A 25,626-nucleotide genomic window follows, 5' to 3' on the forward strand; every position below is an offset into this window, starting at 1 on the left:
TTCCCCGGTGGGATGCGCCGGCCGGGGCGGGGGTTTAAAGGCGATTCCGGCCGGGACGGACCCAGCCTGCGCCACGGGGCTACAATTTCCCCGTGCCTAACGTCCCGGAGTCGCCCGTGCCCGCCGCCCAGAACCGTCCCAAGCCCCTGCTGCTGCTGATCCTCGACGGCTGGGGCCATCGTGACGACCCGGCCGACAATGCCCTGGCCCAGGCCCGGCTGCCGCACTGGCGCCGCCTGCTGGCCGACTGCCCGCACACCCTGGTCCACACCGAAGGCAAGCACGTCGGCCTGCCGGATGGCCAGATGGGCAATTCCGAGGTCGGCCACATGAACATCGGCGCCGGCCGCATCGTCTACCAGGACCTCACCCGGGTCGACGCGGCCATCGAGGACGGCAGCTTCTTCGCCAACCCCGAGCTGGTCGCCGCCTGCCGCGCCGCCAGGGCCGCCGGCGGCGCCCTGCACGTGATGGGCCTGCTGTCGCCCGGCGGCGTGCACAGCCACGAAGACCATCTGTTCGCAATGATCGAACTGGCCCGCCGCGAAGGCGTGGCCGACATCGCCGTGCACGCCTTCCTCGACGGCCGCGACACCCCGCCGCGCTCGGCCGAGCCCAGTCTCGCGCGCCTGCTGGCCGTCTGCGCCGCCGGCGACGGCGACGCCCATGTCGCCACGATCAGCGGCCGCTACTACGCCATGGACCGCGACCAGCGCTGGGACCGCGTCGAGCGCGCCTACCGCGCCATCGCCGAAGCCGATGCCGACGACACCGCGTCGGATGCCATCACCGCCCTGCACGCCGCCTACGGCCGCGGCGAGAACGATGAATTCGTGCTGCCCACCGTGATCAGCGGCGGCCGCGCCATGCGCGACGGCGACGCCGTGGTGTTCATGAACTTCCGCGCCGATCGCGCCCGCCAGCTGGCCAGCGTGTTCGTGTCGCCGCAGTTCAACGGTTTCGCGAAGCCGCGCCCGATCGCGCTGTCGCGCTTCACCTGCCTCACCGAGTACGACGCCACGCTGCCTGCCCCGGTCGCCTACGCCCCCGAGGACCTGCGCAACACCCTGGGCGAAGTGCTGGCCGCCCACGGCCTGAGCCAGCTGCGCATCGCCGAGACCGAGAAGTACGCCCACGTCACCTTCTTCATGAGCGGCGGCCGCGAAGCCCAGGTGCCGGGCGAAGACCGCGTGCTGATCCCGTCGCCCAAGGTCGCCACCTACGACCTGCAGCCGGAAATGAACCTGCCCCAGCTCACCGCCCGCCTCACCGACGACATCCGGGCCAGGCGGCACGACGTGATCATCTGCAACATCGCCAACCCCGACATGGTCGGCCACAGCGGCATCCTGGCGGCCGCCATCCAGGCGGCCGAGGCCGTGGACGATGCGCTGGGCGCCATCCGCGCCGCACTGCGCGAGGTGGGCGGCGAGATGCTGGTCACCGCCGACCACGGCAACCTCGAGATGATGCGCGATCCCGCGACCGGCGAGCCGCACACTTCGCACACCGTCGGCCCGGTGCCGCTGGTCTACGTCGGGCGTCCGGCCACGCTGCGTGCCGGCGGGGCGCTGCGCGACCTCGCGCCTACCTTGCTGCAGCTGCTGGGCATCGACCCGCCGCCGGAAATGACCGGCCGCTCGCTGGTGACGCTGGCTTGATCCGCGCCGGCCTGCTGCTGCTGGCCGCGCTCTGGGTCGCGGCGCCGGCGGCGTTCGCCCAGGGTGCGCCGGAGCGCGCGCGCAAGGAAGCCGAGGCGCAGCAGCGGCTCGAGACCCTGCGCGCCCAGATCAAGAAGATCACCGCCGAACAGCGCGCGGTGGACGCCGAGCGCGGCGAAGCCACCCGCGAACTGCGCGCCGCCGACGCCACCGTGTCCGAAGCCGTCCGCGCCCTGCGCCGCACCGAGGCCGGCATCGCCACCCAGGAACTCGAGCTGCAGCAGCTCGAAGCCCGCCAGGCCACGCTCGAAGTCGGCCTGGCCGACCAGCGCGAGGCGCTCGCCGCGCTCGTGCGCTCGGCCTACGCGCTGGGCCGCCACGAGCAGCTCAAGCTGCTGCTGGCCCAGGACCGCATGAGCGACCTGGCCCGCGTGCTGGCCTACCACCGCTACTTCCAGGCCGACCGCCAGCAGCGCATCACCGGCCTGATGGCCGAGCTGCGCGAACTGGCGGCAGTGGCCCAGCAGATCACCGACCAGCGCCAGATCCTCGAGGCCGCCCGCCAGCAGCAGCAGACCGAACTGGCGGCGCTGGAACTGCAGCGCGGAGAGCGCGCGGGCGTGCTGGCCGCGCTGGAGTCGCAGTTCAAGGACCGCGCCGCGCGCCTGGCCACCCTGGGCCGCGACGAGAAGTCCGTGCTCAAGCTGCTCGAGCAGCTGCGCGACGCCGTCGCCGACATCCCGCGCCAGGTCGACGACAACCGCCCCTTCGCCAGCCGCCGCGGCCAGCTCGGCCGCCCGCTGGCGGGCAACGTGCTGGCGGCCTTCGGCGGCAAGCTGCCCGACGGCCGCGCCAGCGACGGCCTGCTGATCGCCGGCACCGCCGGCGCCGAGGTCCGCGCCGCGGCGCCGGGCCGCGTGGCGTACTCGGACTGGCTCAAGGGCTACGGCCTGCTGGTCATCCTGGACCACGGCGACGGCTGGATGAGCCTGTATGCCTTCAACGACGCCCTGCTCAAGGACGTCGGCGACTGGGTCCGCGGCGGTGAACCCCTGGCCACCGTCGGCAGCTCCGGCGGCCAGGGCCGCCCCGGCCTCTATTTCGAACTCCGCCGCAACGGCCAGCCCCAGGACCCCAAACCCTGGCTCCGCCCCTGACCCGCCCTTGATCCGTCCCTGATCCATCCCTGATCCATCCCTGTAGGAGCGCCTTCAGGCGCGAAGCTCTTCGCGAAGGGCTTCGCGCCTGAAGGCGCTCCTACAGGGAATCGGCGCATAATCGGCCCATGCGCACCCTCGTCCTGCTGATGGCTCTCCTGGCCCCCGCGGCCGCCCTGGCCGAAGAGGCCACGCCCGCCGTGGCGCCCGAAGCGATGCCGCTCGAGGAGATCCAGCGCTACGTCGCCGTCTACCGCGCCATCAAGGAAGCCTACGTCGAGCCCCTCGACGACCAGACCCTGATGAAGGCCGCCCTGCGCGGCCTGCTGGCCGACCTCGACCCGCACAGCGCCTACCTCGAGAAGGAAGACGCCGACGACCTGACGGAGCAGACCGAAGGCGCCTACTCCGGCGTCGGCGTCGAGATCGAGCAGCGCCCCGACCGCAGCCTGCTGGTGGTCGCCCCGATCGACGGCACCCCGGCCCAGCGCGCCGGCCTGCGCGCCGGCGACGTCATCATCGCCATCGACGGCCAGGCCCTGGCCGCCGAGGGCGCCGATGTCGCCAGCCGCGAGCTGCGCGGTCCCGCCGGCAGCCAGGTCACCGTGACCTTCCTGCGCATGGGCGAGACCGCACCGCGCGACCTGGTCATGACCCGCGAAACCATCCGCGTCACCAGCGTCAGCAGCCGCCTGCTTGAGCCCGGCTACGGCTACCTGCGCATCGCCAACTTCCAGTCCGACACCGGTCCCCAGGTGCTGCGCCAGCTGCGCGCGCTCAACGCCCAGTCCGAGGGCGGCCGGCTGACGGGCCTGGTGCTCGACCTGCGCAGCAACCCGGGCGGCCTGCTCAACGCCGCGGTCGAGGCCGCCGACGCCTTCCTCGACGACGGCCTGATCGTGCGGACCAAGGGCCGGCTCACGTATTCCAACGCCAGCTTCCACGCCAAACCCGGCGACCTGCTCCAGGGCGCGCCGATGGTCGTGCTGGTAGACGCCGGCACCGCCAGCGCCGCCGAAGTGCTGGCCGGCGCCCTGCGCGACCACCGTCGCGCGCTGCTGATGGGCAGCCGCACCTTCGGCAAGGGCTCGGTGCAGACCGTGGTGCCGCTGGAGAACGGCGATTCGATCAAGCTCACCACCGCGCGCTATTTCACGCCCAGCGGCCGCTCGATCCAGGCCCGCGGCATTCGTCCGGACGAGAAGCTCCGCGGCGAGACCAGCCGCGACCTGCGCGAGCAGGACCTGCCGGGCCACCTGCGCGGCGACCAGGAGGTCGGCGACGGCTATGCCCTGGGCGAGGTGATCGAGGGCGACGAGGCCATCGCCAAGGCGCTGGCGCGACTCAAGCTGCCGATGCGCTGGAGCGCGGCCCGGGACAGCGGCCTGCGCTGATCAGGCGCGCGGCAGGCACACCATCAGCAGCGACAGCGGCCGGCCGGTGTCGGGGTGGCTGGGTTCGCGCAGCGTTTCCACCGTGTAGCCCGCGTCCGCCAGCGCCGCGTGCCATGACGCCAGCGTGCGGAAGTACCAAGGCATCGCCTCGGGAAAGACCTGCGCCCCGAAACCTTCGAAGGTCTCGAGCCGCCAGCTGTCGCGATACGGTTCGTCGCCGCAGGCGCCCCAGGGGTGCACGGTCTGGATCACCAGCCGGCCGCCGGGCGCGAGCAGGCCGCGCACGGCGCGCAGCAGCGGCGCCAGGTCTTCGTCCAGCAGCGCGAAGTTGCAGGCCACCGCATCGAAGCGGCCCAGTGATGTCGCCGCATCCGCCAGGTCTTCGTAGGCCATGGCCTCGAAGCGGCCGCCGCCGGCGGCGCGCGCCGCCTCCACCAGCGGCCGCGACACGTCGATGCCCACGGCCTCGATGCCGCACGCCGTGAGCTTGCGGCACAGCCAGCCTTCGCCGCAGCCGACATCGAGCACGCGCGCCGGTGCGGCCGCCATCAGCGCCGTCACCACCGCGTCGTCGGTGGCCAGCTGCCTGCTCTCGATCAGCCCGTCGCGGACCGCGCGGGTCCAGGCCTCGGCGTTCTGGAACCAGCTGCGGACCAGGCGCTCGCGCGGCACCTCAGTCGGCCTGGCGGGATTGCGCGGCGGCGTTGTCGCGCAGGGCGGCGTCCTTGCCGATCGAGTAGCCCATGAACACCACGGCGGCCAGCACCGCGAACCCCAGGCCGACCCAGCCGATCGGGCGCTGGCCGGGCAGGCGGATCATCGGCGCCGAGACCGCCACCAGCATCAGGATCAGGAACGCGGGGTGGACGAAGATCGCGAGCAGCAGGAAAACGGCGCCGGCGGTTCCGCCGGCCATCAGGTGGCGGCGCGGGGCGGTGGGAGCGGAGTTGGACATGTTGTTCCTCAGGAGTGACCGGGCTGGAACTTGCCTTCCACCTCGGACGTGGGCGCGGCGAACTCGTGGTCGAAGGCGCGGCGGATGCCGGCCAGGGTGTCGGCCGGGGCGACGCCGTACTGCTGCTGCATGGCGTTGGCGATGTGGCGGGCGACGTCGGCCAGCAGGATGCCCCAGCCGGCGGATTCATCGCGGCCGCTTTCGTGCCAGCGACCGACGTTGAGCGAGCAGTGCAGGCCGCGCTCGGCAGCCCAGGCGCTGAGCAGTTGGACGGATTTCTCGTCGCGCTGGGCGGCGGGCGGAATGACCAAAGGATTCATCGGGGGGTGGCTCCGGAAAAGGGGATGGCAAGGGTACTACCGCGGCGGCGGTCGCGTTATCCGGCCGCCCCGGCCGGGCGCAGCTCGCGCCGCAGCCGCACGTCGACCAGCAGGAAGCCGAACGGCAGCACCGAGCACAGCAGCGCCAGCAGCCAGGCCCAGACCGACCAGCGCTGCAGGTGGCTGACCGCCAGCGACATCAGCACGTAGGCCAGCCACAGGACGCCGTGCGCCATGCCCACGGGCCAGACGAAATCGTGCCCGAACTGGTACTTGGCCGGCATGGCGATGAACAGCAGCGTGATCAGCGACAGGCCCTCGATCAGGCTGAGCAGGCGGAAAGGCTTGAGCATGGGGCGTGGATCCGGAAAGCGGGTTGTCGCGCACCCTACCAAAGCGGCGGCCCGCCGCGTAGCCCGGGGCATGCCGGGCGCCAGCGGTCATCAACCGCGGGCCAACAGTCGCGGCTCACGGCGGCTATCGCAGGGTCGATGGCCGGGGCTCAGGAGGCCCGCGGCTTCCGATAGCGCAGGACGAGCCATGTACCCGCCACCAGGACCGTCGGGCAAACCCAGCCAAAGCGGGCGGCGATCCCGAGGGACTCGTTCGCCGCCCAAGCCCAGGCAAGGTTCAGCGCCCAGCCGAGGGCGATGGCGGCGGCCGCGGCAAGCTTGCGCGACCGCCGGAGGCGCCTATCAAGCTGAAGGAAGAGGATGACCGGCAGGAGGATCGCGGCGAGCAAGAGAGCGATGGCCATGGGGTACTCCGCGGGTGGGATTGTGTTGGCAGCATCGCACCTAAGGCTTCGGCTTGGATGAGTGGCCAAGCCAAAGGACCTACGCCTTTGACGACAGTGCCGCGAGCTTCTCGGTTGCGAATGCCCTGGTCAGCATGAAGGCCGGGAGGGCACAAAAGACAAAAGCGATCTCGAGGTAGCGAGGCAATTCGAAATACCCGGATGAGAAAAGGAACCAATAGACGAAGGCCATTGTGCCAATGCTGGCGCCGAAGGCAATGATCGTCGTCGGCGTGTCGATGGCGCAAGGCTTCTTGCAGCCGAGGCAGAAGACGTCGGCTTGGCCCCGCGTGTCGAGGAACACGAAGTCAGCCCATGAGAACTGGACGGGATGCTTGCAGTAGGGGCACGGAAGCGATCGCATTGGGTGCAGGAAGGCCTTGGATATGCCGCGCCGTCGGCGTCGGCAGGGACGAGCTTCGATAGGCAGGGCCGGCCGACTATGGCTGGCAGAGAGTGAACGGATCGGAGACGTAGGTCTGGTCTTGCAGGTCCTCCACCACGATGCGGTAGGTCGCCGCCGTGTCCATCCTGGACGTGCCGTAGATCTTCGCGACCACCCGGGTTCCATCGTTTGGGCCAATGGCGACCTCGTTCTGGGGCAGGGGGCCGTGGCCGCCGGCGCCGTGCTCCCAAAGGATCTCCATGCCGGAGGGAGACGCCATCGCCACCGAATAGGAAAGCCAGCTGAGCTTGTATGGACGACCGGGTACCGTACTCAAGTACGTCCGGAAGGTTCCGCTCCCTCGATTGGCGATGAACAGTTCGAGGCTGAGGGTGTCGGGTAGCGACGCGCAGGGCTGCGCCGAGTGAGTGGGCGAAATCTCGACGTCGCCAGCATCGCTGGGTGATGCCGGCAGCGACGAGCAGCCAGACAACAGGGCGGTGCCGACCAATATGAGGCCAGCGCTTCTCAGGGGTTCCATTCCGTCCACTCCAAAAGTTGCGTCATCCGATCAGTGGCCAATTGCCCGGGGTTGATCTGCGCCGAAGGCAGGCGATTGAATGATTGGCGCGGCGGCTGCGCGATGAGCGACGGGCTAGTCCATTTGGCGCGATCGCCGGTACACAACAATGACGCGAAGCACCTATGTCACGGCGAGTATCCTGGGTGCAGTGCCAGGCTGCAATCGGATGAAGCCGATACTGGCGGCAACTGGTTTCATCTGCCATGGCTGCATCGGGCGAGATGCAGCCTGACCTGAGACGGATCGTCTACCAACGGCCGCTGGATTCAAACCGTTTAGCCATGGCGATCGTTTCCCTTATTTCGCCGGATAGGGTCGATTCATCCTGGTCGTCAATGGAGAACCGGATGTCGTCAACCAGCCACCTTCCCGAGTGCAGTTTCATAGTGAGTGCATACCTTCCAGACAAGCCCGGATAGTTTGTGCGCTTCCCCCAGCCGCAGAACACGAAGACCAAGTAGTCGTCCTTGTACGCTTTGCTGCCTGTCACTTCGCACGCGGTTGGTGAGTCCCACGCGTTAAGAAATGTCGAGTTCCTTGGTTCGTGTGGATCCGGACCCATCTCCACCATCCCGGAACGCCTTGCCGACTGAACCCGAGTCCTGGCGTCGTCCAGCATTTCTCGCAGCCCAGGCGCTAGCCATGACTCCTGGGCGGAACGATTGGCGCCAATGTCGGTTCGGGGCGTCAGGAGGAAATCGAACAGTGCCTGGGCATTACGCTCAGCCTCGAGGCTCCGGGCAGTGGGCTCAGCGATACAAAGCACGGGGACGATAGCGCTGAATGCTACGGCCATTGATAGGCGCATCACGGGCATTCGTGCCTAACGCCCGGGTTAAGCCGCGTTTCGAAGCGAAGTCGGCTTGAATGAATAGTCAGGCGGCTGCCCCATGGGTCGGCGGACTCATGACTCGGCGCTCCCACTTGCGCACAAGGATGATGCGCGCCGTCTCCGTCGCGGCAAGCAGCAAGAATGTGATCCAAGGGTCCATGTTGAGGCGTCCGAGAGCGATGAATAGCGGGAAAAGCGTGGGTAGTGCGAACAACACACGCAGCGGAAATAGTACGTAATTCAGCCAAACCAACGCGGTGCGGCGAAGCAGCAATGAAAAGCCACAAGCAAGGATTGCGAGATAGACCGCCAACAGCGCCGCGGCTTGCAGCCAAGGGAGGGGCAATCCAAATGAGCTGATGCCCTGCCAGATGGAGCTAAAGCCCGCGCCAAGAAGAGTGCCGGCTACGACCCAAGCCACATGAGCCAGGTCCAAGGCTCCAATGGCCGTAACTGCTCGGTCGAGGTTTCGCACGATTTCTCCAAAGTCGCCTAAGGCCTTGAGTCAAGCCGCGCCGAAGGCGTTGACTTGACTGATGGGTTAGGCGGCGCTCTCAGGGCTGACATGCAACCTCTATCGAGTCCACCTTGTTGCCGTTGACCGGAATTCTGAGCCAGCAGTCCATGTCGTGGCCATAGTACTCATAGAAGCGATCAGTCTCACGTACTGCCTCGAGCGGCTCTCCGTACAGGGATCGCATCCTGTCCAGGCTATCACCGGGGCATAAGTGCTTTGGGGTGCAGGCACTAGCGCTATCTGTGAAGAGACCAGAAACAACGCCCTCACTAAATGAGACAGTCATATTCTGATACTTGTAGTGCAGGTCCAGATAGCCTGAGGCGTGGACCTTGCTGCTCGGTTCTCCAAGCTTCTTCATGACCTGGAGCGGAGATTCTCCGACAGCAATCCCGCCTAGGGATATCTCACTCGCAGGAATGTCTCCCGGTGCGGACAAGGCTGATGACAACATGAGCCAAATTAGTTGAAAGTGTGGCATGTCGCCCTACACCAGAGTTAAGTCGCGCCGAAGGCGTCGGCTTGAATGAATTGTTAGCGGTCAACGCGAATCCCGCAATCTGTTCTGGGAAGCTCGATCATGGTGGTCGGCGGTGTTGTCCCGGAACAATTTGCAGAAATTGCTTTAACGGCCCGTCTCATGTGTGGAGCAAACTGCTCAAGCTCGGCACATGTATTCGGCGTACCTACCTTTGATATGTAGATGTCGTATCCGTCTTCCCGGGCGTGAAGCCCCATATAGCTGGCTCCCGCATGTACTACGACATCAGAGCCCTCACGGCCCTCGGCATCCTTGATCATCAAGCCATTTTCCCGCAGCGCATCTACAGCACAGTCCATTCCCATTGCGGTCGGACTGTCAATCGATACCTGGGTGTTGGAGATTGAGTCGCAACTGGCGCAGCCGGTCGCAAACAGAAACGCCAGAAGGGATTTCGTAACTCTCATTGACGGCTGGCACCTGCGTCAAGCCGGGTCGCGGAGCGACGTCGGATTGAATGATTGGCTAGGCTCTGCTGTTGGGCCAGAACGTGCGCTTGATTACCACCACGCCAAATGGCAGCCAAACCACGAACACCGACAGGCTGAGAATTGCATGACCTGAAACGGACAGTAATATGTAAGTGCCGAGGAGGATCGACCAAATCGCAATCAGCGTCTGGTTATCCCGAGTCGGGGTAAGCCTGCGCCCCGTTGTCATCCATCTCATGAAGGGGGTAGCGAGCATCCTGGGAGCGAACCAGGCCGCGAGTAGCAAAAAAACACCCAATAGAATACCCAGGCAGGCTAATGCCATCGCAATTGGTTTTAGCACTTCCATAGCGCGCCCCTTGTCGGTCTAACGCCTTGATTTAAGCCGCACCGAAGGCGTCGGCTTGAATGATTGGTTAGCCACCAGTTGCCGATCGGACGACCAGCTCATACGCAACAAACTCTGGCAGATCTCCTCCAGCCACGCCCCTGCAAAGCATTGTGAACGGATGCTCATCGCCAGGAAGGAGCCAGGCGTCCAAATTGAGTGAGCAACTATTCATCTTGACGCCTCCCGCAAGAACGGTGAGTTCAATTGTTGGCGCGTACCAAGTTCCGGTGCCACGATTGACCAGGGTCCCGCGAACGAGGAAGTCCGGAGATTCGATAATCCGAGCATGGTCCTTTATCATCAAGTCGGGTGGATAATTCTTGTAGCTACTTTCCATCATCGCTGGGCTGGGTTTGCTCGACGGCCAGGGAATGTAATGGAGGACTGCGAATCCTAGGCCTAGGCCAGTAACAAAGAGGAGGCCAGTGACTAGTGAAACAAGGCCGCTTCGCAGCAAAGGATTCATGATGGTTAACGCCCTAGTTAAGCCGCGCCGAAGGCGTCGCCTTGAATGATTAGTTAGGCCCGATGGTAAGGCGAAGCGAGAGCCTCTGCCACGTTTGCGGACAAGTCCGGCCGTTGGGCAATACATTCTCGAACATAGCCGCCCATCCCTTCGTCCGGGTCTAGCCAGGACAACCGAGCGAGCGTGACGAGCTGAGCAGCGGTCGGCTCCCCTTTGAGCCACCACTGAAAGGCACCTTGTCTATCATGCTCCGACGCGTTCTCCATTCCCGGTTCATACGTCTCGACCATCTGCCGAATGGACTCAAAAGGCAGCATTTCCCATTCGGTCCATTCCGCCGGAAAAGTCATCAGCTCGATGTAGGTGTCTCGATCCACCGATTAGGGCCTAACACCTTGGTTCAGCCGCGCCGAAGGCGTCGGCTTGAATGGCTGGTTAGGCCTGCCGCCGACCTGCAACATGCAATAGACCGGAACCGTCATGCCAATGAGGAAGAACGAAAGCATCCAGATCGCTTTTGCGGATATGGAGGCATGTGGATCGGTGGCCACCAGACAGGTTGCAGACAGGGTGCTGACACCGATCATGGCAATCGCGATAAACCACCACCATGCAGAAAAGAACCGGCCGACGCTTACCAAGGAGTCGCCGGAACTTGGGTCGCGCGCTCCACTCAACGCATGGACCGCCGTGTAGATGCCATCCCCTATGCCCCTGGCATCGAACCAAGCGGCATACACGGCTAGCACGGCTGGGACGACGAACAGTCCAAAGTTGACAAGTGCTATCCAGCCGCGTGCATTCATGCGTTGTGGCCTAACACCTTGAGTTAAGCCGCGTGCCGGAGGCACGTCGGCTTGAATGATGGGTTAGGCGGCTCAGCCCCAAACTGCCACACTGCCGCCGCCTTGACCTACGGCAACTGTGCCCTGTGGGCCCTCGACTTGCCAAGCCTCATATCCAGCTGACGTTGAGACTACGTGCAACTCCCGGTTTCCGAAGCCAAGTATCAAATCTGCAGTTCCCGGGGCCACTTCGACGGACGCCAGTCTGCACCCGATCAGGTGCTCGGACAGCTCAGACATGGCATTGACGGGATCTCTGTGTCCAAAGACTTGTCCTTCGTCTTCTCTGGTCCGCGTCAAGGCCCCATCTACCAGGAGGCGCCACAGGCCTTCAATCTGAACTGAGTAGCCGCCAGATAGCTTGACCACGCAGGGAAGTGCTTCCCAGCGATCAACTGACTCCACTGAGCGATTGAGAAGCTGATCGGTCCAAGAACTCTCCATGAGCCGCCTAACACCTATTAGACCCCTCGCAAGGGGCGGTTTTCCGTATGGTTGTTCGCTTGCGTGGCCTGGGTCAAGCGGAATCCTACGTCCGATCAGTGGTTTGTCCGATGGGTGTGTCTCTGTTGGTGCGGCAGTATCCGGCGTTATGGAGCGGAAACGACGGATAGCAGGTTATCGGAGCGGCGGCGCGGGTGTTGATGGCGCGGCTCCGGCGGCTGGCGAGGGTGGCAGGGTCGCGGCCAGTGGGCGCGCTCCGCGGCTGTTGGACGAAGTTCGGCGCTGTATCCGGGTTCGCCATTACAGCCTTCGTACCGAGAAGGCTTACGTCGACTGGATCAAGCGGTTCATCCTGGCCAACCATCGCCGCCATCCGCGCGAGCTGGGTGGGCGGGAGGTCGAGGCCTTCCTCTCGATGCTGGCGCTCCGCGGTGGGGTTTCGCCCAGTACCCAGAACCAGGCGCTGGCGGCGCTGCTGTTCCTGTATCGGGAGGTGTTGGGCAGCGACCTTCCCTGGATGGAGAAGGTGGTGCGTGCCAAGCGTCCGGTCAGGGTGCCAACGGTGCTTTCGGTGGATGAGGTGCGTTCGCTGTTGGCGGCGATGGAGGGCCGGGCCTGGCTGATGGCCAGCCTGGTCTACGGCAGCGGCATGCGGCTGATGGAGTGTTTGCGGCTGCGGGTCAAGGACGTAGATTTTGGCTGCGGCGAGCTGACCATTCGCGAAGGCAAGGGTGCGCGTGATCGCCGCACGGTGCTGCCGGCCTCGCTGGTGCAGCCGCTGCAGCGCGAGATCGGGCGGGTGCAGGCGCTGCACGCAGCCGACCTGCGCGAAGGCTTCGGTCGGGTATGGCTGCCGCACGCGCTGGCACGCAAGTACCCGAACGCCGCCTCCGAACCGGGCTGGCAGTACCTTTTCCCGTCCGAGCGCCGGTCGCGGGATCCACGCGATGGCGTCGAGCGCCGGCATCATCTTGACGACCAGGTGCTCTCGCGCGGCATGAAGCAGGCGGCACGCCGTATCGGTCTCGCCAAGCCGGTCAGCGCGCATACCTTGCGACACAGTTTTGCCACGCACCTGCTGGAGGCCGGCTACGACATCCGCACCATCCAGGAGTTGCTGGGGCACAAGGATGTCGCCACCACCCAGATCTACACCCACGTCCTCAATCGCGGCGGCAGCGGCGTGCTCAGTCCGTTGGATCGATCGCGGTGACGCCGACGGGCGTCAGGTGCGCCAGAATAGGGCGGCGTAGAGCAGGCCGGCCCCCATCAGCGCGGCAGAAATCCCGATCAGCGGCAGGGCGCGGAGCGCCACGGGCACGGTGCGGCTCGCGAAGCGCTGGTGCCAACGCCAAGGAACCAGGGCCAGCACCCCCGTCGTGAGCACCAGCAGCCAGCCGGCCCTGGCGAACACCGGGGGCCAGGGCAGGCTTGGCGCCCGCGCCAACAGCGCCACGCCGACCAGCAGGCGCAGGGCCAGCTCAAGGCCGTGCAGGAACGGCGTGGAGGCATGCGCCAGCAAGAAGGTCCGGACCCTGGCTGGCAAGATCAGCGCAAGGGTGCCCAGCGCCAGCAGGTAGGTCGCGGCCAGCACGATCACGCCCAGGGCCGCGACTTCGATCATCCCGCCGTGATCCCGGTTGGCCCGGGCAGGCAGCCTGCGGATGCGAACGCCCTCAATCGATTGCCGGACACGCAGCGCTCCATCAGCGCCTCGCTCCCGCCGCCGGCACCACCGGCCCCGCGATCGCGGCGGCCAAACAAGGCAGTTTCATACGGAACGCTCCTGGGGGAAACTCGCGCCTCAGCGCGGCTTGGCCGGCATCGGGAAGGGGGTGACCACTTTCTCGCCGGTGCCGGCGTCGCGGATGCTGAGCTGGCCCTTGCGGTCCACTTCCTCCACCCGCACCACGCTCTGCATCGGCAGGTGCAGCACGCGGGTGTGGGCGAATTCGTCGCGCAGGCGCTCCTCGGTGGGGTCCACCACGAGGCCTTCGTTGACGTCGAACACCAGGTCGGCGACCTCGGTGAAGCCCCACAGCGAACTGGCGGCCACGCGGCGCGCGTACAGCTCGTAGATCTTGCCGGCGTTGAGGAAGGTGATCTTGTAGAGGATGCGGGTCGTCATGGGCCGGATTCTATGCCAAGCCGGTGATGCCGGGATCAGCCGCCGCGTGAGCGCCGGGCCAGCATCGGCTTGAGCACCAGCGCATACAGGAAGCCGACCACGAAGCCCGCCAGGTGCGCCCACCACGCCACGGCGCCGAAGCTGGGGCCGACGAAGGTGAAGACCAGCTGCAGTGCCGCCCACAGGCCGATCAGCAGCGCCGCCGGCACCTTGATGAATTCCAGCCACACGCCCAGCGGCACCACCACGCCCAGGCGGGCGCTGGGGAACAGGGCCAGGTAGGCACCGATCACCGCCGACACGCCGCCGCTGGCGCCGATGATCGCGCGCGCCGGCGTGCCCATCAGCAGGGCCGCTGCCAGGTTCGCGAGCGCGCCGCCGGCCAGGAACAACAGCAGGAAACGCCAGGGCCCCAGGCTGCGCTCGGCCGGGAAGCCGAAGGTGAACAGGAACAGCAGGTTGCCCACCAGGTGCACCGGCCCGAGGTGGATGAACAGCGCGCTGATCAGGGTCAGCAGGCGCTCGTCGCGCAGCGCGGCGCCCCATTCGGTGACGCTGCCCGACAGCGTGCCCCAGCGCAGCAGCGTGTTGCGCCACGCGGCGTCGTCGGGCAGCAGGGCGATCCAGATGAAGGCCGCCACCATCAGCGCGGCCAGCAGCGGGGTGGCCCAGCGCCACTGCGGCTTGCGTCGTTTCGGGAGGTGTACGAAGACCATGGTGTCCTAGGGTCGCGCCAGCAGCAGGCGCTGGCCGTTCACCGAGAGTACCAAGCCATCGCGACGGATTTCCTCCAGCACGATGCCGGCGGCGGGGCTGGCGCCTTCGCCCAGGCGTTGGCCATCGAGGATGACGAAGCGCTGCGCGGGCACGTCGGCGTACACGTGCATGCTGAGTTTCAGCGGTGGCAGGCTGGCGCGGGTGCCGGCGTCGAGGCTGGCCAGGGTCGGCAGCGATTCTTCGCGGGGCGCGGGCGGCGCGGGCGAGGGCACCGACGTGGACACCGCAGTCGAGGGCGCCAACGTCGGCATCGCGGCATCGGCCCGGGGCGGCGTCGCGCCGCCCGTGCCGGGGGCGGTCATCGTGAACGGGGTCGTGGGCTTCGGCGATTCCGCGGCCGGGCCGGGCGGCATCGCGGCGATGGCTGCGGTCTCGGCATTCGTGGCGCGCGCGGACGCAGGCGCGTCCGGCGCGACAGTCGCCGGCGAGCCGCCGGGCGGCGGACGCGAACCGGGCGCGACGTCGGGCAAGGCGCCGGAAACCGCGCCAGCCGAGGCGTCCGGCTCCGCCGTCCCGCCGGACGAGGCCATCGCGTCGCGTGATGCGGCGTCCCGTCCATCCACTGACGCGCCCGCGGCATCGACGCTGCCATCGTCCGCCGCGCCCAGCCGCGACCACTCGCGCCAGCCGAACACCAGCGCCAGCACCACGAACCCCACGCCCAGCCCCCACGCCCAGCCCGGCGCCTTCGGGCGCGCCGACGGGCGCGTCGCGACCTGCTCGACGAACAGCCCGGGCGCCCGCCCGCGCTGCCGCTCGGCCTCCGACTTGCGCAGGGCTTCGAGGATCAGCGACATCAGTCCAGCGCCCGCCGCAGCCGCGGCCCGTCGCCATCGCCCGACCCCAGCGCCAGCAGGGTCTCGGGCCCGACCACGCCATCCGCGGCCAGGCCGTGCGCGGTCTGCAGCCGGCGCACCGCGGCCACGCTGGCGGCATCGAACACCGCGGGACCAGCATCGGCATCCGCCAGGCCGGCGCGGTCGCGCAGGCGGTCGTGGATCCAGTCCACCGCCGGGCCGCTGTCGCCGGGGCCGGGCGGTGGCGACAGGAAGCCGGGGCCGCGCCACACCGACACGTAGTCGCCGCGCCAATGCCGCTCCAGCGCCAGGCGATCGGTGTCGAACCGGCCGCCGCCCAGCCACAGCCGCACGCGCAGGCCGTCGGCACCCAGCAGCAGCGCCCAGGCCTCGCCGTCGGGACCGTCCAGGCGCAGCAGCGCGGGCCGGCCCAGGGCGGCCAGTTTGTCCAGGCTGGCGCGGCCGCGCAGGCAGTAGATCCCGGGCGCGATCACCGGCGGGCAGCGGCTGGCGTCGGCCACCGCGGCTTCCTGCGCGCGCACGGTCCACAGGCCCAGCAGCTGGCGCCAGGCGGGCTGGGCGCCGTCGCCGGCCAGCGCGATGCGTTGGCCCAGCGCGTCCCCGGGCAGGTAGGGCACCACGTCCTCGACCACCGCCACGGCCGGTGCGGCCGCCGGCGCGGCGATCGGCGCCGGCGCCGGACGCTCGGGCCAGAGCCAGAAGGCCAGCGCCGCCAGCACGATCGCCGCGCCCACCACGTGCGCCGCGTCCGGTCGCGGCAGCCGGGACAGCCGCGGCGCCAGGGCCTCGCGCGCGGCGCGGTCGACCCAGCGTTCGCCGATCTGCGCTTCATCGTGCGCGTAGCCGGCCAGCAGCGCCCGCTCGGCGATGATGTTCGCCAGCCGCGGCACGCCGCCCGAATGCTGGTGGATGCGCTTCACCGCCAGCTTGGTGAACGGAAAGCGCTGGCCGCCCGCCACCGCGAATCGGTGGCGCAGGTAGTGGTCGATCTCGCCGGCGTCCAGCGGCGTCAGGTGGAAGCGGGCGGTGATGCGCTGGGCCAGCTGGCGCAGGTCCTCGCGCGCCAGCAGTTCGCGCAGCTCGGGCTGGCCCAGCAGTACGATCTGCAGCAGTTTCTGGGTGTCGGTTTCGAGGTTGGTCAGCAGGCGCACCTGCTCGAGCGCCTCGACGCTCAGGTTCTGCGCTTCGTCGATGATCAGCACCACGCGCAGGCCGTCGGCGTAGGCCTGCAGCAGGTAGGCGTTGAGCGCATCCACCAGCGCCTTGAGGCTGCCGCGGCGGCCGTCGAGCGGGATGCGCAGTTCCTCGCAGATGGTTTCCAGCAGTTCGACCGGGCTCAGGCGCGGGTTCAGCACCAGCGCGACGCGGGTGTTCTCGGGCAGCTGCTCCAGCAGCAGGCGGCAGAGCGTCGTCTTGCCGGTGCCGACTTCGCCGGTCAGCTGCACGAAGCCGCCGCCGCCGCCCTGGCCGATGCCGAACAGCAGGTGCGCCAGCGCGTCCCGGTGGCGCTCGCTCAGGTACACGAAGCGCGGATCCGGGGTGATCGAGAACGGCGGCTCGGCCAGGCCGTAGTGCTCGAGGTACATGGCGCCTCGCCGGGGGAAGGAACGCCTAGCCTGCCACAACCCTCCCCGTGTAGGAGCGCCTTCAGGCGCGAAGCTTTTCGGCGAGAAGCTTCGCGCCTGAAGGCGCTCCTACAGGGGGGCTATTCGTCGAGGGTGAGGAGGGAGGCGTTGCCGCCGGCCGCGGTGGTGTTCACCGTCAGGGTGCGCTCGGAGGCGAAGCGCAGCAGGTAGTGCGGGCCGCCGGCCTTGGGGCCGGTGCCGCTCAGGCCTTCGCCGCCGAAGGGCTGCACGCCGACCACCGCGCCGATCTGGTTGCGGTTCACGTAGCAGTTGCCCACCTTCACCGTGCGCGAGATCTTCTCGATGGTCGAGTCGATGCGCGAGTGGATGCCCAGGGTCAGGCCGTAGCCGGTGGCGTTGATCGCCGCCAGCACCGCGTCCAGTTCGCTCGCTTCGTAGCGGATCACGTGCAGCACCGGGCCGAACACTTCGCGGGTGAGCTGCGACAGCGACTTGAGTTCGTAGGCCCGCGGCGCGAAGAAGCTGCCGTGCGCGGTGGCCTCGGGCAGCGCGACCGCCTTGATCAACTTCGCCTCGCGGTCCATGCGCTCGGCGTGGTCGGCCAGGATCTTGCGGGCGTCCTCGTCGATCACCGGGCCCACGTCGGTGCTCAGCAGCGCCGGGTCGCCGACCACCAGTTCGTCCATGGCGCCCGACAGCATGTGGATGACCTTGTCGGCGATGTCGGCCTGCACGAACAGCACGCGCGCCGCCGAGCAGCGCTGGCCGGCGGAGTCGAAGGCCGAGGCCATCGCGTCCTTCACCAGCTGCTCGGGCAGGGCCGAGGAGTCGGCGATCAGCGCGTTCTGGCCGCCGGTCTCGGCGATCAAGGCGGCGATCGAGGCGTTGCGCGCCGCCAGCGCGCGGTTGATCGCCCAGGCGGTCTCGGTCGAACCGGTGAAGCAGACGCCCGCCACGCGCGCGTCCCGGGTCAGGGCGGCGCCGACGGTGGCGCCGTCGCCCGGCACGAACTGCAGCACGTCCTTGGGCACGCCGGCCTCGTGCATCAGCTGGGTCGCGACGAAGGCGGTGAGCGTGGTCTGCTCGGCCGGCTTGGCGATCACGCTGTTGCCTGCGGCCAGCGCCGCGGCGACCTGGCCGACGTAGATCGCCAGCGGGAAGTTCCAGGGGCTGATGCAGACGAACACGCCGCGGCCGTGCAGCCACAGCTCGTTGGATTCACCGGTCGGACCCGGCAGCGTTTCCGGCGCGCCGAACAGCTTGCGCGCCTGCAGCGCGTAGTAGCGCAGGAAGTCCACCGCCTCGCGCACTTCCGCCACCGAGGCCGACATCGACTTGCCGGCTTCCTTGACGCACAGCGCCAGGAACTCGGGCATGCGCTGCTCCATCAGGTCGGCGGCGTGCTCGAGGATGGTGGCGCGGCTGGCGGCCGGCAGGCGGTCCCAGCCGTCCTGGGCGGCGACGGCATTGGCCAGGGCCTTTTCGACCGTGGCGGCATCGGCGCCGGTCCACTGGCCGATCTTCTCGCGGCGGTCGGCCGGGTTGGTCACCGCGTTGGCGGCGCCCGCGGCGCTGGCGCCCGGCACCAGCGGCGTCGCCGACCAGGGCTTCACCGCGGCGTTGATCTGGCTGGCCAGCGCGGCCAGGGTGTCGTCGTTGGCGAGATTGGCGCCCATGGAATTGTTCCTGTCTTCGCCCTGCGAGCGGTAGAGATCGATCGGCGCGGGAATGCGCGGGTGCGGCTTGCTGGCGAGCGCGTCCACCTGGGCCACCGGGTCGGCGACCAGGTCCTCGGGCGGCAGCGACTCGTCGGCGATGCGGTTGACGAAGCTGGAGTTGGCGCCGTTCTCGAGCAGGCGCCGCACCAGGTAGGGCAGCAGGTCCTCGTGCGAGCCCACCGGCGCGTACACGCGGCAGGGCACGCCCAGCTTGTCCGCCGGGATCACCTCGGCATACAGGTCGTCCCCCATCCCATGCAGCTTCTGGAACTCAAACCGCACCGCGCCCTGAGCCCCTCTCCCCTCGGGGGAGAGGGGTTGGGGAGAGGGCACGCTATTAGCGTAATGATGGATAGCCGCAATCGTCTGCGCGTTATGCGTCGCAAACATCGGATAAATCGCATCCGACGCCGCCAGCATCCGCCGCGCGCACGCCAGGTAACTCACGTCGGTATTCGCCTTGCGCGTGAACACCGGATACCCGGCATAGCCTTCCGCCTGTGCCTTCTTGACCTCGCTGTCCCAGTACGCGCCCTTGACCAGGCGCATCGGCATGCGGCGGCCGGTCCGGCGGGCCAGGTCGGCCAGGTAGTCGATCACGAACGGCGCGCGCTTCTGGTAGGCCTGCACGGCCAAGCCGTAGCCCTCCCAGCCGTCCAGCGAGGCGTCGGCGAAGGCGCCGCCGATCACGTCCAGGCTCAGCTCCAGCCGCTCGGACTCCTCGGCGTCGATGGTGAAGCCGATGCCGTGGGCCTTGGCCAGCCGGGCCAGCTCCAGCACCCGGGGCGTCAGTTCGGCCTGCACGCGGGCGCGCTTGGCCAGCTCGTAGCGCGGGTGCAGGGCCGAGAGCTTCACCGAAATGGACGGCGCCGCGAACACGTCGGGGTAGGGGCCGCCGGCGCCGATGGCGCCGATGGCGTCGCGGTAGGCCTTGAAATAGCGGTCGGCATCGGCCTGCGTGAACGCGGCCTCGCCCAACATATCGAACGAATACAGGTACTTGGCCTGTTCACCCTTGCGGCTGCGCTCCAGCGCCTCGGCAATCGTGCGGCCCATGACGAACTGGTGGCCCATGATCCGCATCGCCTGGCGCACGGCCAGGCGGATGGCCGGCTCGCCGGCCCGGCCCACCAGGCGGCGGAAGGCGCCGATGGCGTTACGGCGGGTCTCGTCGGCCAGGTTGACCATGCGGCCGGTCAGCATCAGGCCCCAGGTCGAGGCATTCACCAGCACCGAGCTGGACTGGCCCACGTGGCGGTCCCAGTCGGCGTCGCCCAGCTTGTCGCGGATCAGCTTGTCGGCGGTGGCGCGGTCGGGTATGCGCAGCAGGGCCTCGGCCACGCACATCAGCAGCACGCCCTCCTCGCTGGACAGGTCGTACTGGCGCATGAAGGCCTCGACCATGCCCGGATCGGCGGCCCGCACGCGGGTGCGCTGCACCAGGGCCACGGCCGTGGCCTGCACCCGGGCCTGTTCGGCGGCCGGCAGCCGGGCCTCGTCGAGCAGCCCGGCCAGGTGGCCGGCCTCGTCCCGGTGGAAGGCGGCGGTGATCCGGGCGCGCAGTTCCGACGGCGTGCCGGGCAGTTCAGGGCTCAGGATCGGGGTCACGGGGGTCCGGGGTGGGGCAGCGCGGGTCTGCGCGAGAACGCGGATTCTAGTGCCCCGGCGGGGGGTGCGGAAGCGGGCAGCCTTCACGAAGCTGGCGGCCCCGGGGCCGAATTGGCTTGCCGGGCCTGCGCGCGGGCCGGTAAAATTCGCGAGTTTTCCCGAGGCTGGTCGCAGGCAACCCGCGTGATCGAGCTCGTCGCAGCGCTGCCGTCAGGTCCCGGAGCCCGTTTGGTGCTCCGCCCGAGGCGCGCGCTGAGTGCGGGCCAGTTCGCCGGGCTGTTCGTGGCCTTGTCCCTGGCCACGTTCCTGGTGGCGGGCTATGCCTTCGTCCAGGGCAACGTGTTCGCCCCGGCGTTCGCGCTGCTGGACGCGGCCTTCATCGCGGCGGTGTTGCGATGGGTGTGGCGCCAGGGCGATCGGTTCGAGGAAATCGCGCTCGACGAGCGCACCCTCGAGGTCCGTCGCTCGGCGCAGGCCGCGCCGGCCTTCCAGGCGCATCCGTACTGGGTGCGGCTGTCGGTCGATGGCGACACCGGCCGGGAACGGGTTTTGCTGGGCTCGCAGGGCCGGCAGGTGGAGGTCGGGGCTTTCCTCTCGCACGAGGAGCGCCGCGATCTCGCCAGGCAGTTGGAAGATTTACTGGCGTCGGCCTCGGGCCGCCGCCGGAACGAAAATCATACGTTGGGGTAAGTTCGGATGAATGCAGCGATGAAAGCAGCGCGCGCCACCCGGTCCGGGGTCACCCGGATCCTCGTCGGCCTCGCGGCCGGCCTGGCCAGCTCCGTGGCCTGGGCCAGCCTCGAGCCCGCCAGGTGGCAGCTCAACATGACCCCGGGCGTGACCCGTACGGCCGAGAACGCCTACGAGATGCACATGCTGATGCTGTACATCTGCATCGGCATCGGCCTGATCGTGTTCGGCGCGATGGGCTACGCGATGTTCAAGTTCCGCAAGTCCAAGGGTGCGGTGCCCGACACCGGCTTCACCCACTCGACCAAGCTCGAGCTGATCTGGACCATCGTCCCGGTCGTGATCCTGGTGTTCATGGCCGTGCCCGCCACCGTCAAGGTGATGGAGCAGTACGAGACCAAGGGCCACGAGATGACCGTCAAGGTCACCGGCTACCAGTGGATGTGGCGCTACGAGATCGTCGGCGAGGACGTGAACTTCATCTCGCGCCTCGACCGCGAGTCCGACCGCATCCGCCAGAGCGGCGAGCGTCCGACCGCCGAGACCGCGCCGCACTACCTGCGCGAGGTCGACCGCGTGCTGGTGCTGCCGACCGACACCAAGATCCGCTTCGTGGTCACCGCCGACGACGTCATCCACGCCTGGTGGGTGCCGGCCCTGGGCTGGAAGCAGGACGCGATCCCGGGAATCATCAACGAGGCCTGGACCAACATCCGCGAGCCGGGCACCTATCGCGGCGTCTGCGCGGAGCTGTGCGGCAAGGACCACGGCTTCATGCCGATCGTGGTCAAGGCCGTCCCGCGCCCCGAGTACGAGGCCTGGCTGGCCGCCCAGAAGGCCGGCGACCTCGCCGAAGCCGCCCGCATCGCCGCCACCGCCCCCGCTGACGCGGGCGGCGAGGGCTGAGCAGAACCCGAGAGAGGCAAAAGACCATGGCACACACTGACGCTGCCCACGCCGACCACCACGGCGAGCACAAGCAGAGCTTCTTCCAGCGCTGGTTCTACTCCACCAACCACAAGGACATCGGTACCCTGTACCTGGTGTTCTCGCTGGTGATGTTCTTCATCGGCGGTTCGATGGCGCTCGTCATCCGCGCCGAACTCTTCCAGCCCGGCCTGCAGCTGGTCGAGCCGGAGTTCTTCAACCAGATGACCACCATGCACGCGCTGGTGATGATCTTCGGTGCCGTCATGCCCGCTTTCGTGGGCCTGGCCAACTGGATGATCCCGCTGATGATCGGCGCGCCCGACATGGCCCTGCCGCGCATGAACAACTGGTCCTTCTGGATCATGCCGTTCGCCTTCACCCTGCTGCTGATGCCGCTGTTCCTGTACTTCCTGGGCATCGGCGGCGGCGCCCCGGCCGGCGGCTGGACCCTGTACCCGCCGCTGTCGCTGCAGGGCGGCTCCAGCACGGCGTTCACCATCTTCGCCATCCACCTGATGGGCATCAGCTCGATCATGGGTGCGATCAACATCATCGCCACCATCCTCAACATGCGCGCCCCGGGCGTGGACCTGCTGAAGATGCCGGTGTTCGTGTGGACCTGGCTGATCACCGCCTTCCTGCTGATCGCCGTGATGCCGGTCCTGGCCGGCGCGGTCACGATGCTGCTGACCGACAAGTTCTTCGACACCAGCTTCTTCAACGCCGCCGGCGGCGGTGACCCGGTGATGTACCAGCACATCTTCTGGTTCTTCGGCCACCCCGAGGTCTACATCATGATCCTGCCGGCCTTCGGCATCGTGTCGGAGATCATCCCGACCTTCGCCCGCAAGCCGCTGTTCGGTTACCAGGCCATGGTGTACGCCACCGCGTCCATCGCCTTCCTGTCGTTCATCGTCTGGGCCCACCACATGTTCACCGTGGGCATGCCGCTCGGCGGCGAGCTGTACTTCATGTACGCCACGATGCTGATCGCCATCCCGACCGGCGTGAAGGTGTTCAACTGGGCCACCACCATGTGGCGCGGCTCGATGACCTTCGAGACGCCGATGCTGTTCGCGCTCGGCTTCGTCATCATGTTCACCATCGGCGGCTTCTCGGGCCTGATGCTGGCCATCGTCCCGGCCGACTTCCAGTACCACGACACCTACTTCGTGGTGGCCCACTTCCACTACGTGCTGGTGACCGGCGCCGTGTTCGGCATCATGGCCGGCGTGTACTACTGGCTGCCGAAGTGGACCGGCCACATGTACAACGAGACCCTGGGCAAGTGGCACTTCTGGCTGTCCACGTTCTTCGTGAACCTGCTGTTCTTCCCGCAGCACTTCCTGGGCCTGGCCGGCATGCAGCGCCGCGTCCCGGACTACAACGTGGCCTTCGCCGACTTCAACCAGTGGTCGAGCATCGGTGGCTTCGGCTTCGGCCTGAGCCAGCTGCTGTTCGCCTACATCGTCTGGAAGGCCGCCCGCGGTGGCGTCAAGGCCGAGGCGCGTTCGTGGGAAGGCGCCAAGGGCCTGGAGTGGACGGTCGCCTCGCCGGCGCCGCACCACACCTTCACCGTGCCGCCGGTCATCAAGGACGGCGACCTGGCCCACGGCGACATCACCCACTGACGTCGCCTGCCTGAGATCCCGACCGCCATGACCCAGCCCACCGAGAAGTCCGCCCAGGAAAAGCGCCGCCGCGGCGTGCGCCTGACCGCGTGGGCGATCGGCCTGGTCGCGGTCGGGATCTACGCCGCCTTCCTGCTGTCGGTGATGCTGCCATGAGCGAACACGAGACCGCGTCCCGACCCTCGATCCAGTCCAGCCTGCGCACCATCGCGCTGGTCTCGGCGCTGTCCTTCGTCGGCGCGTTCTCGATGGTGCCGCTGTACCAGATCGCCTGCGAGAAGGTCTTCGGCATCAAGCTCGAGCAGGGTCCGGCCGGCGAACAGCACGTGGCCGGCCTGGCGGTGGACGAGTCGCGCACGATCACGGTCGAGTTCGACGGCACGGTCAACTCCAAGCTGCCCTGGGCCTTCAAGCCGCAGGTGCTGAGCATGCAGGTGCACCCGGGCCGCTCGTACGAGGCCAACTACATCGCCCGCAACACCTCCGACCACGCCATCGTCGGCAACGCCGCGCCGTCGGTGGCGCCGTCCACCGCGTCCACGTATTTCAACAAGACCGAGTGCTTCTGCTTCACCGAGCAGATGCTCCAGGCCGGCGAGGAGCGCCTGATGCCGGTGCGCTTCGTGGTCGACCCCGACCTGCCGGCGCACGTCAGCACCATCACCTTGTCCTACACTTTCTTCAGCAACGAGCCGGCCACGGCGCGCCTGGCGGCGGAGGGCGGCAGCGCGCCGTCCACCGCCCGCAGCGCGCCCTGATCGAACGCCTTACAGGAATACCGGGGAATCCCATGGCACAGACCCACGACGATCCGAACATCTACTACGTTCCGCACCACAGCCCGTGGCCCTTCGTCGGCTCGATCACGCTGTTCACCACCATGATCGGCGTCGCCAACTGGCTCAACGGCCAGGCCTGGGGCGAGCCGGTGTTCTTCATCGGCCTGGTGTCCACGCTGGCGGTGCTGTTCGGCTGGTTCGGCAACGTCATCAGCGAGTCGCTGGCGGGCAAGTACAACGAGAAGGTCGACGCCTCGTTCCGCATGGGCATGATGTGGTTCATCTTCTCGGAAGTGATGTTCTTCGCGGCCTTCTTCGGCGCCCTGTTCTACGCCCGCCAGTTCGCGCTGCCGTGGCTGTCGGGCGAGGGTGACGGCGCGCTGACCAACCAGTTCCTGTGGGAAGGCTTCGTCGCCGGCTGGCCGTCCTCGGGCCCGGCCGAGCTGGGTGGCAGCTTCCAGACCATCCCGGCCTGGGGCCTGCCGCTGATCAACACCCTGATCCTGCTCGCGTCCGGCGTCACCATCACCATCGCGCACCACGCGCTCAAGGCCGGCCAGCGCACGTCGCTGCTGGTGTGGCTGGGCGCCACCGTGCTGCTGGGTTCGCTGTTCCTGTTCTACCAGGCCGAGGAATACATCCACGCCTACCACGAGCTGAACCTGACGATGGGCTCGGGCATCTACGGCTCGACCTTCTTCATGCTCACCGGCTTCCACGGCATGCACGTGTTCCTGGGCACGCTGATGCTGGCGATCATGTGGCTGCGCTGCCTCAAGGGCCACTTCAGCAAGGACCACCACTTCGCCTTCGAGGCCGTGGCCTGGTACTGGCACTTCGTGGACGTGGTCTGGCTGGGCCTGTTCCTCTTCGTCTACGTCCTCTGACGGCTCGATGTAGGAACGCCTTCAGGCGCGAAGCCCTTCGCCAAAAGCTTCGCGCCTGAAGGCGCTCCTACAGAAAAGGTCGGACGGACAGAAAACACACGACGGGCCGGCCATCGCCGGCCCTTCTTTTTCCGCCTCAGCCGCCGATGCCGTGCGGCTTGATGAAGCCGGACAGGATGCCGGCCACCACCAGCAGGATCAGCGTCACCGACAGGCCGATGCGCCAGCTGAGCGACTTCACCGTGCGGTCGGTCTTGCCCTTGTCGACCATCATGTAATACAGGCCTGCGCCCAGGTTCCAGAGGATCACGATCAGGAAAGCGATGATGAGGAGTTTCTGCACGACGACCGCCCGG

The 25,626-nt window shown here is 67.7% G+C and carries 28 protein-coding genes; 10 read left to right on the top strand and 18 right to left on the bottom strand.

Going from position 1 to position 25,626, the window contains the following annotated elements; all coding sequences use genetic code 11:
• Window positions 1-116 precede the first annotated feature (116 nt).
• The 3 genes from gpmI to VFQ84_RS05115 all read left to right on the top strand — a co-directional run bounded on the left by gpmI (window position 117) and on the right by VFQ84_RS05115 (window position 4,212).
• Complete coding sequence (gene gpmI / locus VFQ84_RS05105) at window positions 117-1,661, top strand: 2,3-bisphosphoglycerate-independent phosphoglycerate mutase (protein WP_325129878.1); 1,545 nt, start codon at window positions 117-119, stop codon at window positions 1,659-1,661.
• Window positions 1,658-2,818 carry a murein hydrolase activator EnvC family protein gene (locus tag VFQ84_RS05110; RefSeq protein WP_325129880.1) on the top strand — a complete coding sequence of 387 codons (1,161 nt, stop codon included), beginning with the start codon at window positions 1,658-1,660 and terminating at the stop codon, window positions 2,816-2,818. Before gpmI ends, VFQ84_RS05110 begins: the two co-directional genes overlap by 4 nt.
• Window positions 2,819-2,946: 128 nt before the next feature.
• The gene (locus tag VFQ84_RS05115) at window positions 2,947-4,212 is read left to right on the top strand and encodes a S41 family peptidase (RefSeq protein WP_325129882.1); all 1,266 of its coding nucleotides are present in this window, start codon (window positions 2,947-2,949) and stop codon (window positions 4,210-4,212) included.
• Here the strand turns inward: VFQ84_RS05115 and VFQ84_RS05120 are convergent, their stop codons facing one another.
• From VFQ84_RS05120 to VFQ84_RS13925, 11 genes are all read right to left on the bottom strand, one after another.
• Window positions 4,213-4,884: a class I SAM-dependent methyltransferase gene (locus tag VFQ84_RS05120; RefSeq protein WP_325129884.1), complete on the bottom strand. Its 672-nt coding sequence runs from the start codon at window positions 4,882-4,884 to the stop codon at window positions 4,213-4,215. It lies immediately after the preceding gene.
• Window position 4,885: 1 nt separating this feature from the next.
• The gene (locus tag VFQ84_RS05125) at window positions 4,886-5,167 is read right to left on the bottom strand and encodes a hypothetical protein (RefSeq protein WP_325129887.1); all 282 of its coding nucleotides are present in this window, start codon (window positions 5,165-5,167) and stop codon (window positions 4,886-4,888) included.
• A gap of 8 nt (window positions 5,168-5,175) precedes the next feature.
• Window positions 5,176-5,487: a DUF5076 domain-containing protein gene (locus VFQ84_RS05130; protein ID WP_325129889.1), complete on the bottom strand. Its 312-nt coding sequence runs from the start codon at window positions 5,485-5,487 to the stop codon at window positions 5,176-5,178.
• A gap of 56 nt (window positions 5,488-5,543) precedes the next feature.
• The gene (locus VFQ84_RS05135; protein WP_325129891.1) at window positions 5,544-5,840 is read right to left on the bottom strand and encodes a DUF3817 domain-containing protein; all 297 of its coding nucleotides are present in this window, start codon (window positions 5,838-5,840) and stop codon (window positions 5,544-5,546) included.
• A gap of 149 nt (window positions 5,841-5,989) precedes the next feature.
• Window positions 5,990-6,244 (bottom strand): hypothetical protein, encoded by a 255-nt coding sequence (locus VFQ84_RS05140; RefSeq protein ID WP_325129893.1) that lies wholly within the window; start codon window positions 6,242-6,244, stop codon window positions 5,990-5,992.
• A gap of 79 nt (window positions 6,245-6,323) precedes the next feature.
• Entirely contained in the window at window positions 6,324-6,587 is a 264-nt protein-coding gene (locus tag VFQ84_RS05145; RefSeq protein WP_325129896.1) for a hypothetical protein, read from the bottom strand.
• Between the two features lie 136 nt (window positions 6,588-6,723).
• The gene (locus VFQ84_RS05150; RefSeq protein WP_325129898.1) at window positions 6,724-7,209 is read right to left on the bottom strand and encodes a hypothetical protein; all 486 of its coding nucleotides are present in this window, start codon (window positions 7,207-7,209) and stop codon (window positions 6,724-6,726) included.
• Between the two features lie 917 nt (window positions 7,210-8,126).
• Window positions 8,127-8,558 (bottom strand): hypothetical protein, encoded by a 432-nt coding sequence (locus tag VFQ84_RS05155; protein ID WP_325129900.1) that lies wholly within the window; start codon window positions 8,556-8,558, stop codon window positions 8,127-8,129.
• A gap of 1,924 nt (window positions 8,559-10,482) precedes the next feature.
• Window positions 10,483-10,806, bottom strand: coding sequence for a hypothetical protein (locus tag VFQ84_RS05160; protein ID WP_325129902.1), 324 nt, complete (start codon window positions 10,804-10,806; stop codon window positions 10,483-10,485).
• Window positions 10,807-10,809: 3 nt separating this feature from the next.
• Window positions 10,810-11,235, bottom strand: coding sequence for a hypothetical protein (locus VFQ84_RS05165; RefSeq protein ID WP_325129904.1), 426 nt, complete (start codon window positions 11,233-11,235; stop codon window positions 10,810-10,812).
• 72 nt (window positions 11,236-11,307) lie between these two features.
• On the bottom strand, window positions 11,308-11,718 hold the full coding sequence (locus VFQ84_RS13925) for a DUF6188 family protein (protein ID WP_414637002.1): 411 nt from the start codon (window positions 11,716-11,718) through the stop codon (window positions 11,308-11,310).
• A gap of 262 nt (window positions 11,719-11,980) precedes the next feature.
• Between VFQ84_RS13925 and VFQ84_RS05170 the strand changes: the two genes are divergently transcribed.
• Window positions 11,981-12,931 (top strand): integron integrase, encoded by a 951-nt coding sequence (locus VFQ84_RS05170; protein WP_325129967.1) that lies wholly within the window; start codon window positions 11,981-11,983, stop codon window positions 12,929-12,931.
• Window positions 12,932-12,943: 12 nt separating this feature from the next.
• Here the strand turns inward: VFQ84_RS05170 and VFQ84_RS05175 are convergent, their stop codons facing one another.
• The 6 genes from VFQ84_RS05175 to putA all read right to left on the bottom strand — a co-directional run bounded on the left by VFQ84_RS05175 (window position 12,944) and on the right by putA (window position 20,353).
• Window positions 12,944-13,342, bottom strand: coding sequence for a hypothetical protein (locus VFQ84_RS05175; RefSeq protein WP_325129906.1), 399 nt, complete (start codon window positions 13,340-13,342; stop codon window positions 12,944-12,946).
• A gap of 180 nt (window positions 13,343-13,522) precedes the next feature.
• Window positions 13,523-13,846, bottom strand: coding sequence for a DUF1820 family protein (locus VFQ84_RS05180; RefSeq protein WP_325129908.1), 324 nt, complete (start codon window positions 13,844-13,846; stop codon window positions 13,523-13,525).
• 35 nt (window positions 13,847-13,881) lie between these two features.
• Window positions 13,882-14,562 carry a rhomboid family intramembrane serine protease gene (locus VFQ84_RS05185; protein WP_325129910.1) on the bottom strand — a complete coding sequence of 227 codons (681 nt, stop codon included), beginning with the start codon at window positions 14,560-14,562 and terminating at the stop codon, window positions 13,882-13,884.
• A gap of 6 nt (window positions 14,563-14,568) precedes the next feature.
• Complete coding sequence (locus VFQ84_RS05190; protein ID WP_325129912.1) at window positions 14,569-15,420, bottom strand: general secretion pathway protein GspB; 852 nt, start codon at window positions 15,418-15,420, stop codon at window positions 14,569-14,571.
• Complete coding sequence (locus VFQ84_RS05195) at window positions 15,420-17,027, bottom strand: ExeA family protein (protein WP_325129913.1); 1,608 nt, start codon at window positions 17,025-17,027, stop codon at window positions 15,420-15,422. The genes VFQ84_RS05190 and VFQ84_RS05195 overlap by 1 nt, the downstream gene beginning before the upstream one ends.
• Before the next feature lie 119 nt (window positions 17,028-17,146).
• Window positions 17,147-20,353 carry a bifunctional proline dehydrogenase/L-glutamate gamma-semialdehyde dehydrogenase PutA gene (gene putA / locus VFQ84_RS05200; RefSeq protein ID WP_325129915.1) on the bottom strand — a complete coding sequence of 1,069 codons (3,207 nt, stop codon included), beginning with the start codon at window positions 20,351-20,353 and terminating at the stop codon, window positions 17,147-17,149.
• 183 nt (window positions 20,354-20,536) lie between these two features.
• On the opposite strand from putA, the gene VFQ84_RS05205 reads away from it, so the two are divergent.
• The 6 genes from VFQ84_RS05205 to VFQ84_RS05230 are packed head-to-tail and all read left to right on the top strand — an operon-like array spanning window position 20,537 to window position 25,270.
• Window positions 20,537-21,043, top strand: a complete 507-nt coding sequence (locus VFQ84_RS05205; RefSeq protein WP_325129917.1) for a DUF2244 domain-containing protein — start codon at window positions 20,537-20,539, stop codon at window positions 21,041-21,043.
• A gap of 18 nt (window positions 21,044-21,061) precedes the next feature.
• Window positions 21,062-21,949, top strand: a complete 888-nt coding sequence (gene coxB / locus VFQ84_RS05210) for a cytochrome c oxidase subunit II (RefSeq protein ID WP_325129919.1) — start codon at window positions 21,062-21,064, stop codon at window positions 21,947-21,949.
• 26 nt (window positions 21,950-21,975) lie between these two features.
• Window positions 21,976-23,604, top strand: coding sequence for a cytochrome c oxidase subunit I (ctaD, locus tag VFQ84_RS05215; RefSeq protein ID WP_325129921.1), 1,629 nt, complete (start codon window positions 21,976-21,978; stop codon window positions 23,602-23,604).
• Window positions 23,605-23,631: 27 nt separating this feature from the next.
• Window positions 23,632-23,760, top strand: coding sequence for a hypothetical protein (locus VFQ84_RS05220; protein WP_325129923.1), 129 nt, complete (start codon window positions 23,632-23,634; stop codon window positions 23,758-23,760).
• Entirely contained in the window at window positions 23,757-24,362 is a 606-nt protein-coding gene (locus VFQ84_RS05225) for a cytochrome c oxidase assembly protein (protein ID WP_325129926.1), read from the top strand. Before VFQ84_RS05220 ends, VFQ84_RS05225 begins: the two co-directional genes overlap by 4 nt.
• 32 nt (window positions 24,363-24,394) lie before the next feature.
• Window positions 24,395-25,270, top strand: coding sequence for a cytochrome c oxidase subunit 3 (locus tag VFQ84_RS05230; RefSeq protein WP_325129928.1), 876 nt, complete (start codon window positions 24,395-24,397; stop codon window positions 25,268-25,270).
• A gap of 136 nt (window positions 25,271-25,406) precedes the next feature.
• Here the strand turns inward: VFQ84_RS05230 and VFQ84_RS05235 are convergent, their stop codons facing one another.
• Window positions 25,407-25,613, bottom strand: coding sequence for a twin transmembrane helix small protein (locus VFQ84_RS05235; RefSeq protein ID WP_325129930.1), 207 nt, complete (start codon window positions 25,611-25,613; stop codon window positions 25,407-25,409).
• Window positions 25,614-25,626 lie beyond the last annotated feature (13 nt).

Origin of the sequence: Arenimonas sp. (assembly GCF_035721105.1) — a bacterium.
In the GTDB taxonomy this organism is placed as follows: Bacteria; Pseudomonadota; Gammaproteobacteria; order Xanthomonadales; family Xanthomonadaceae; genus Arenimonas.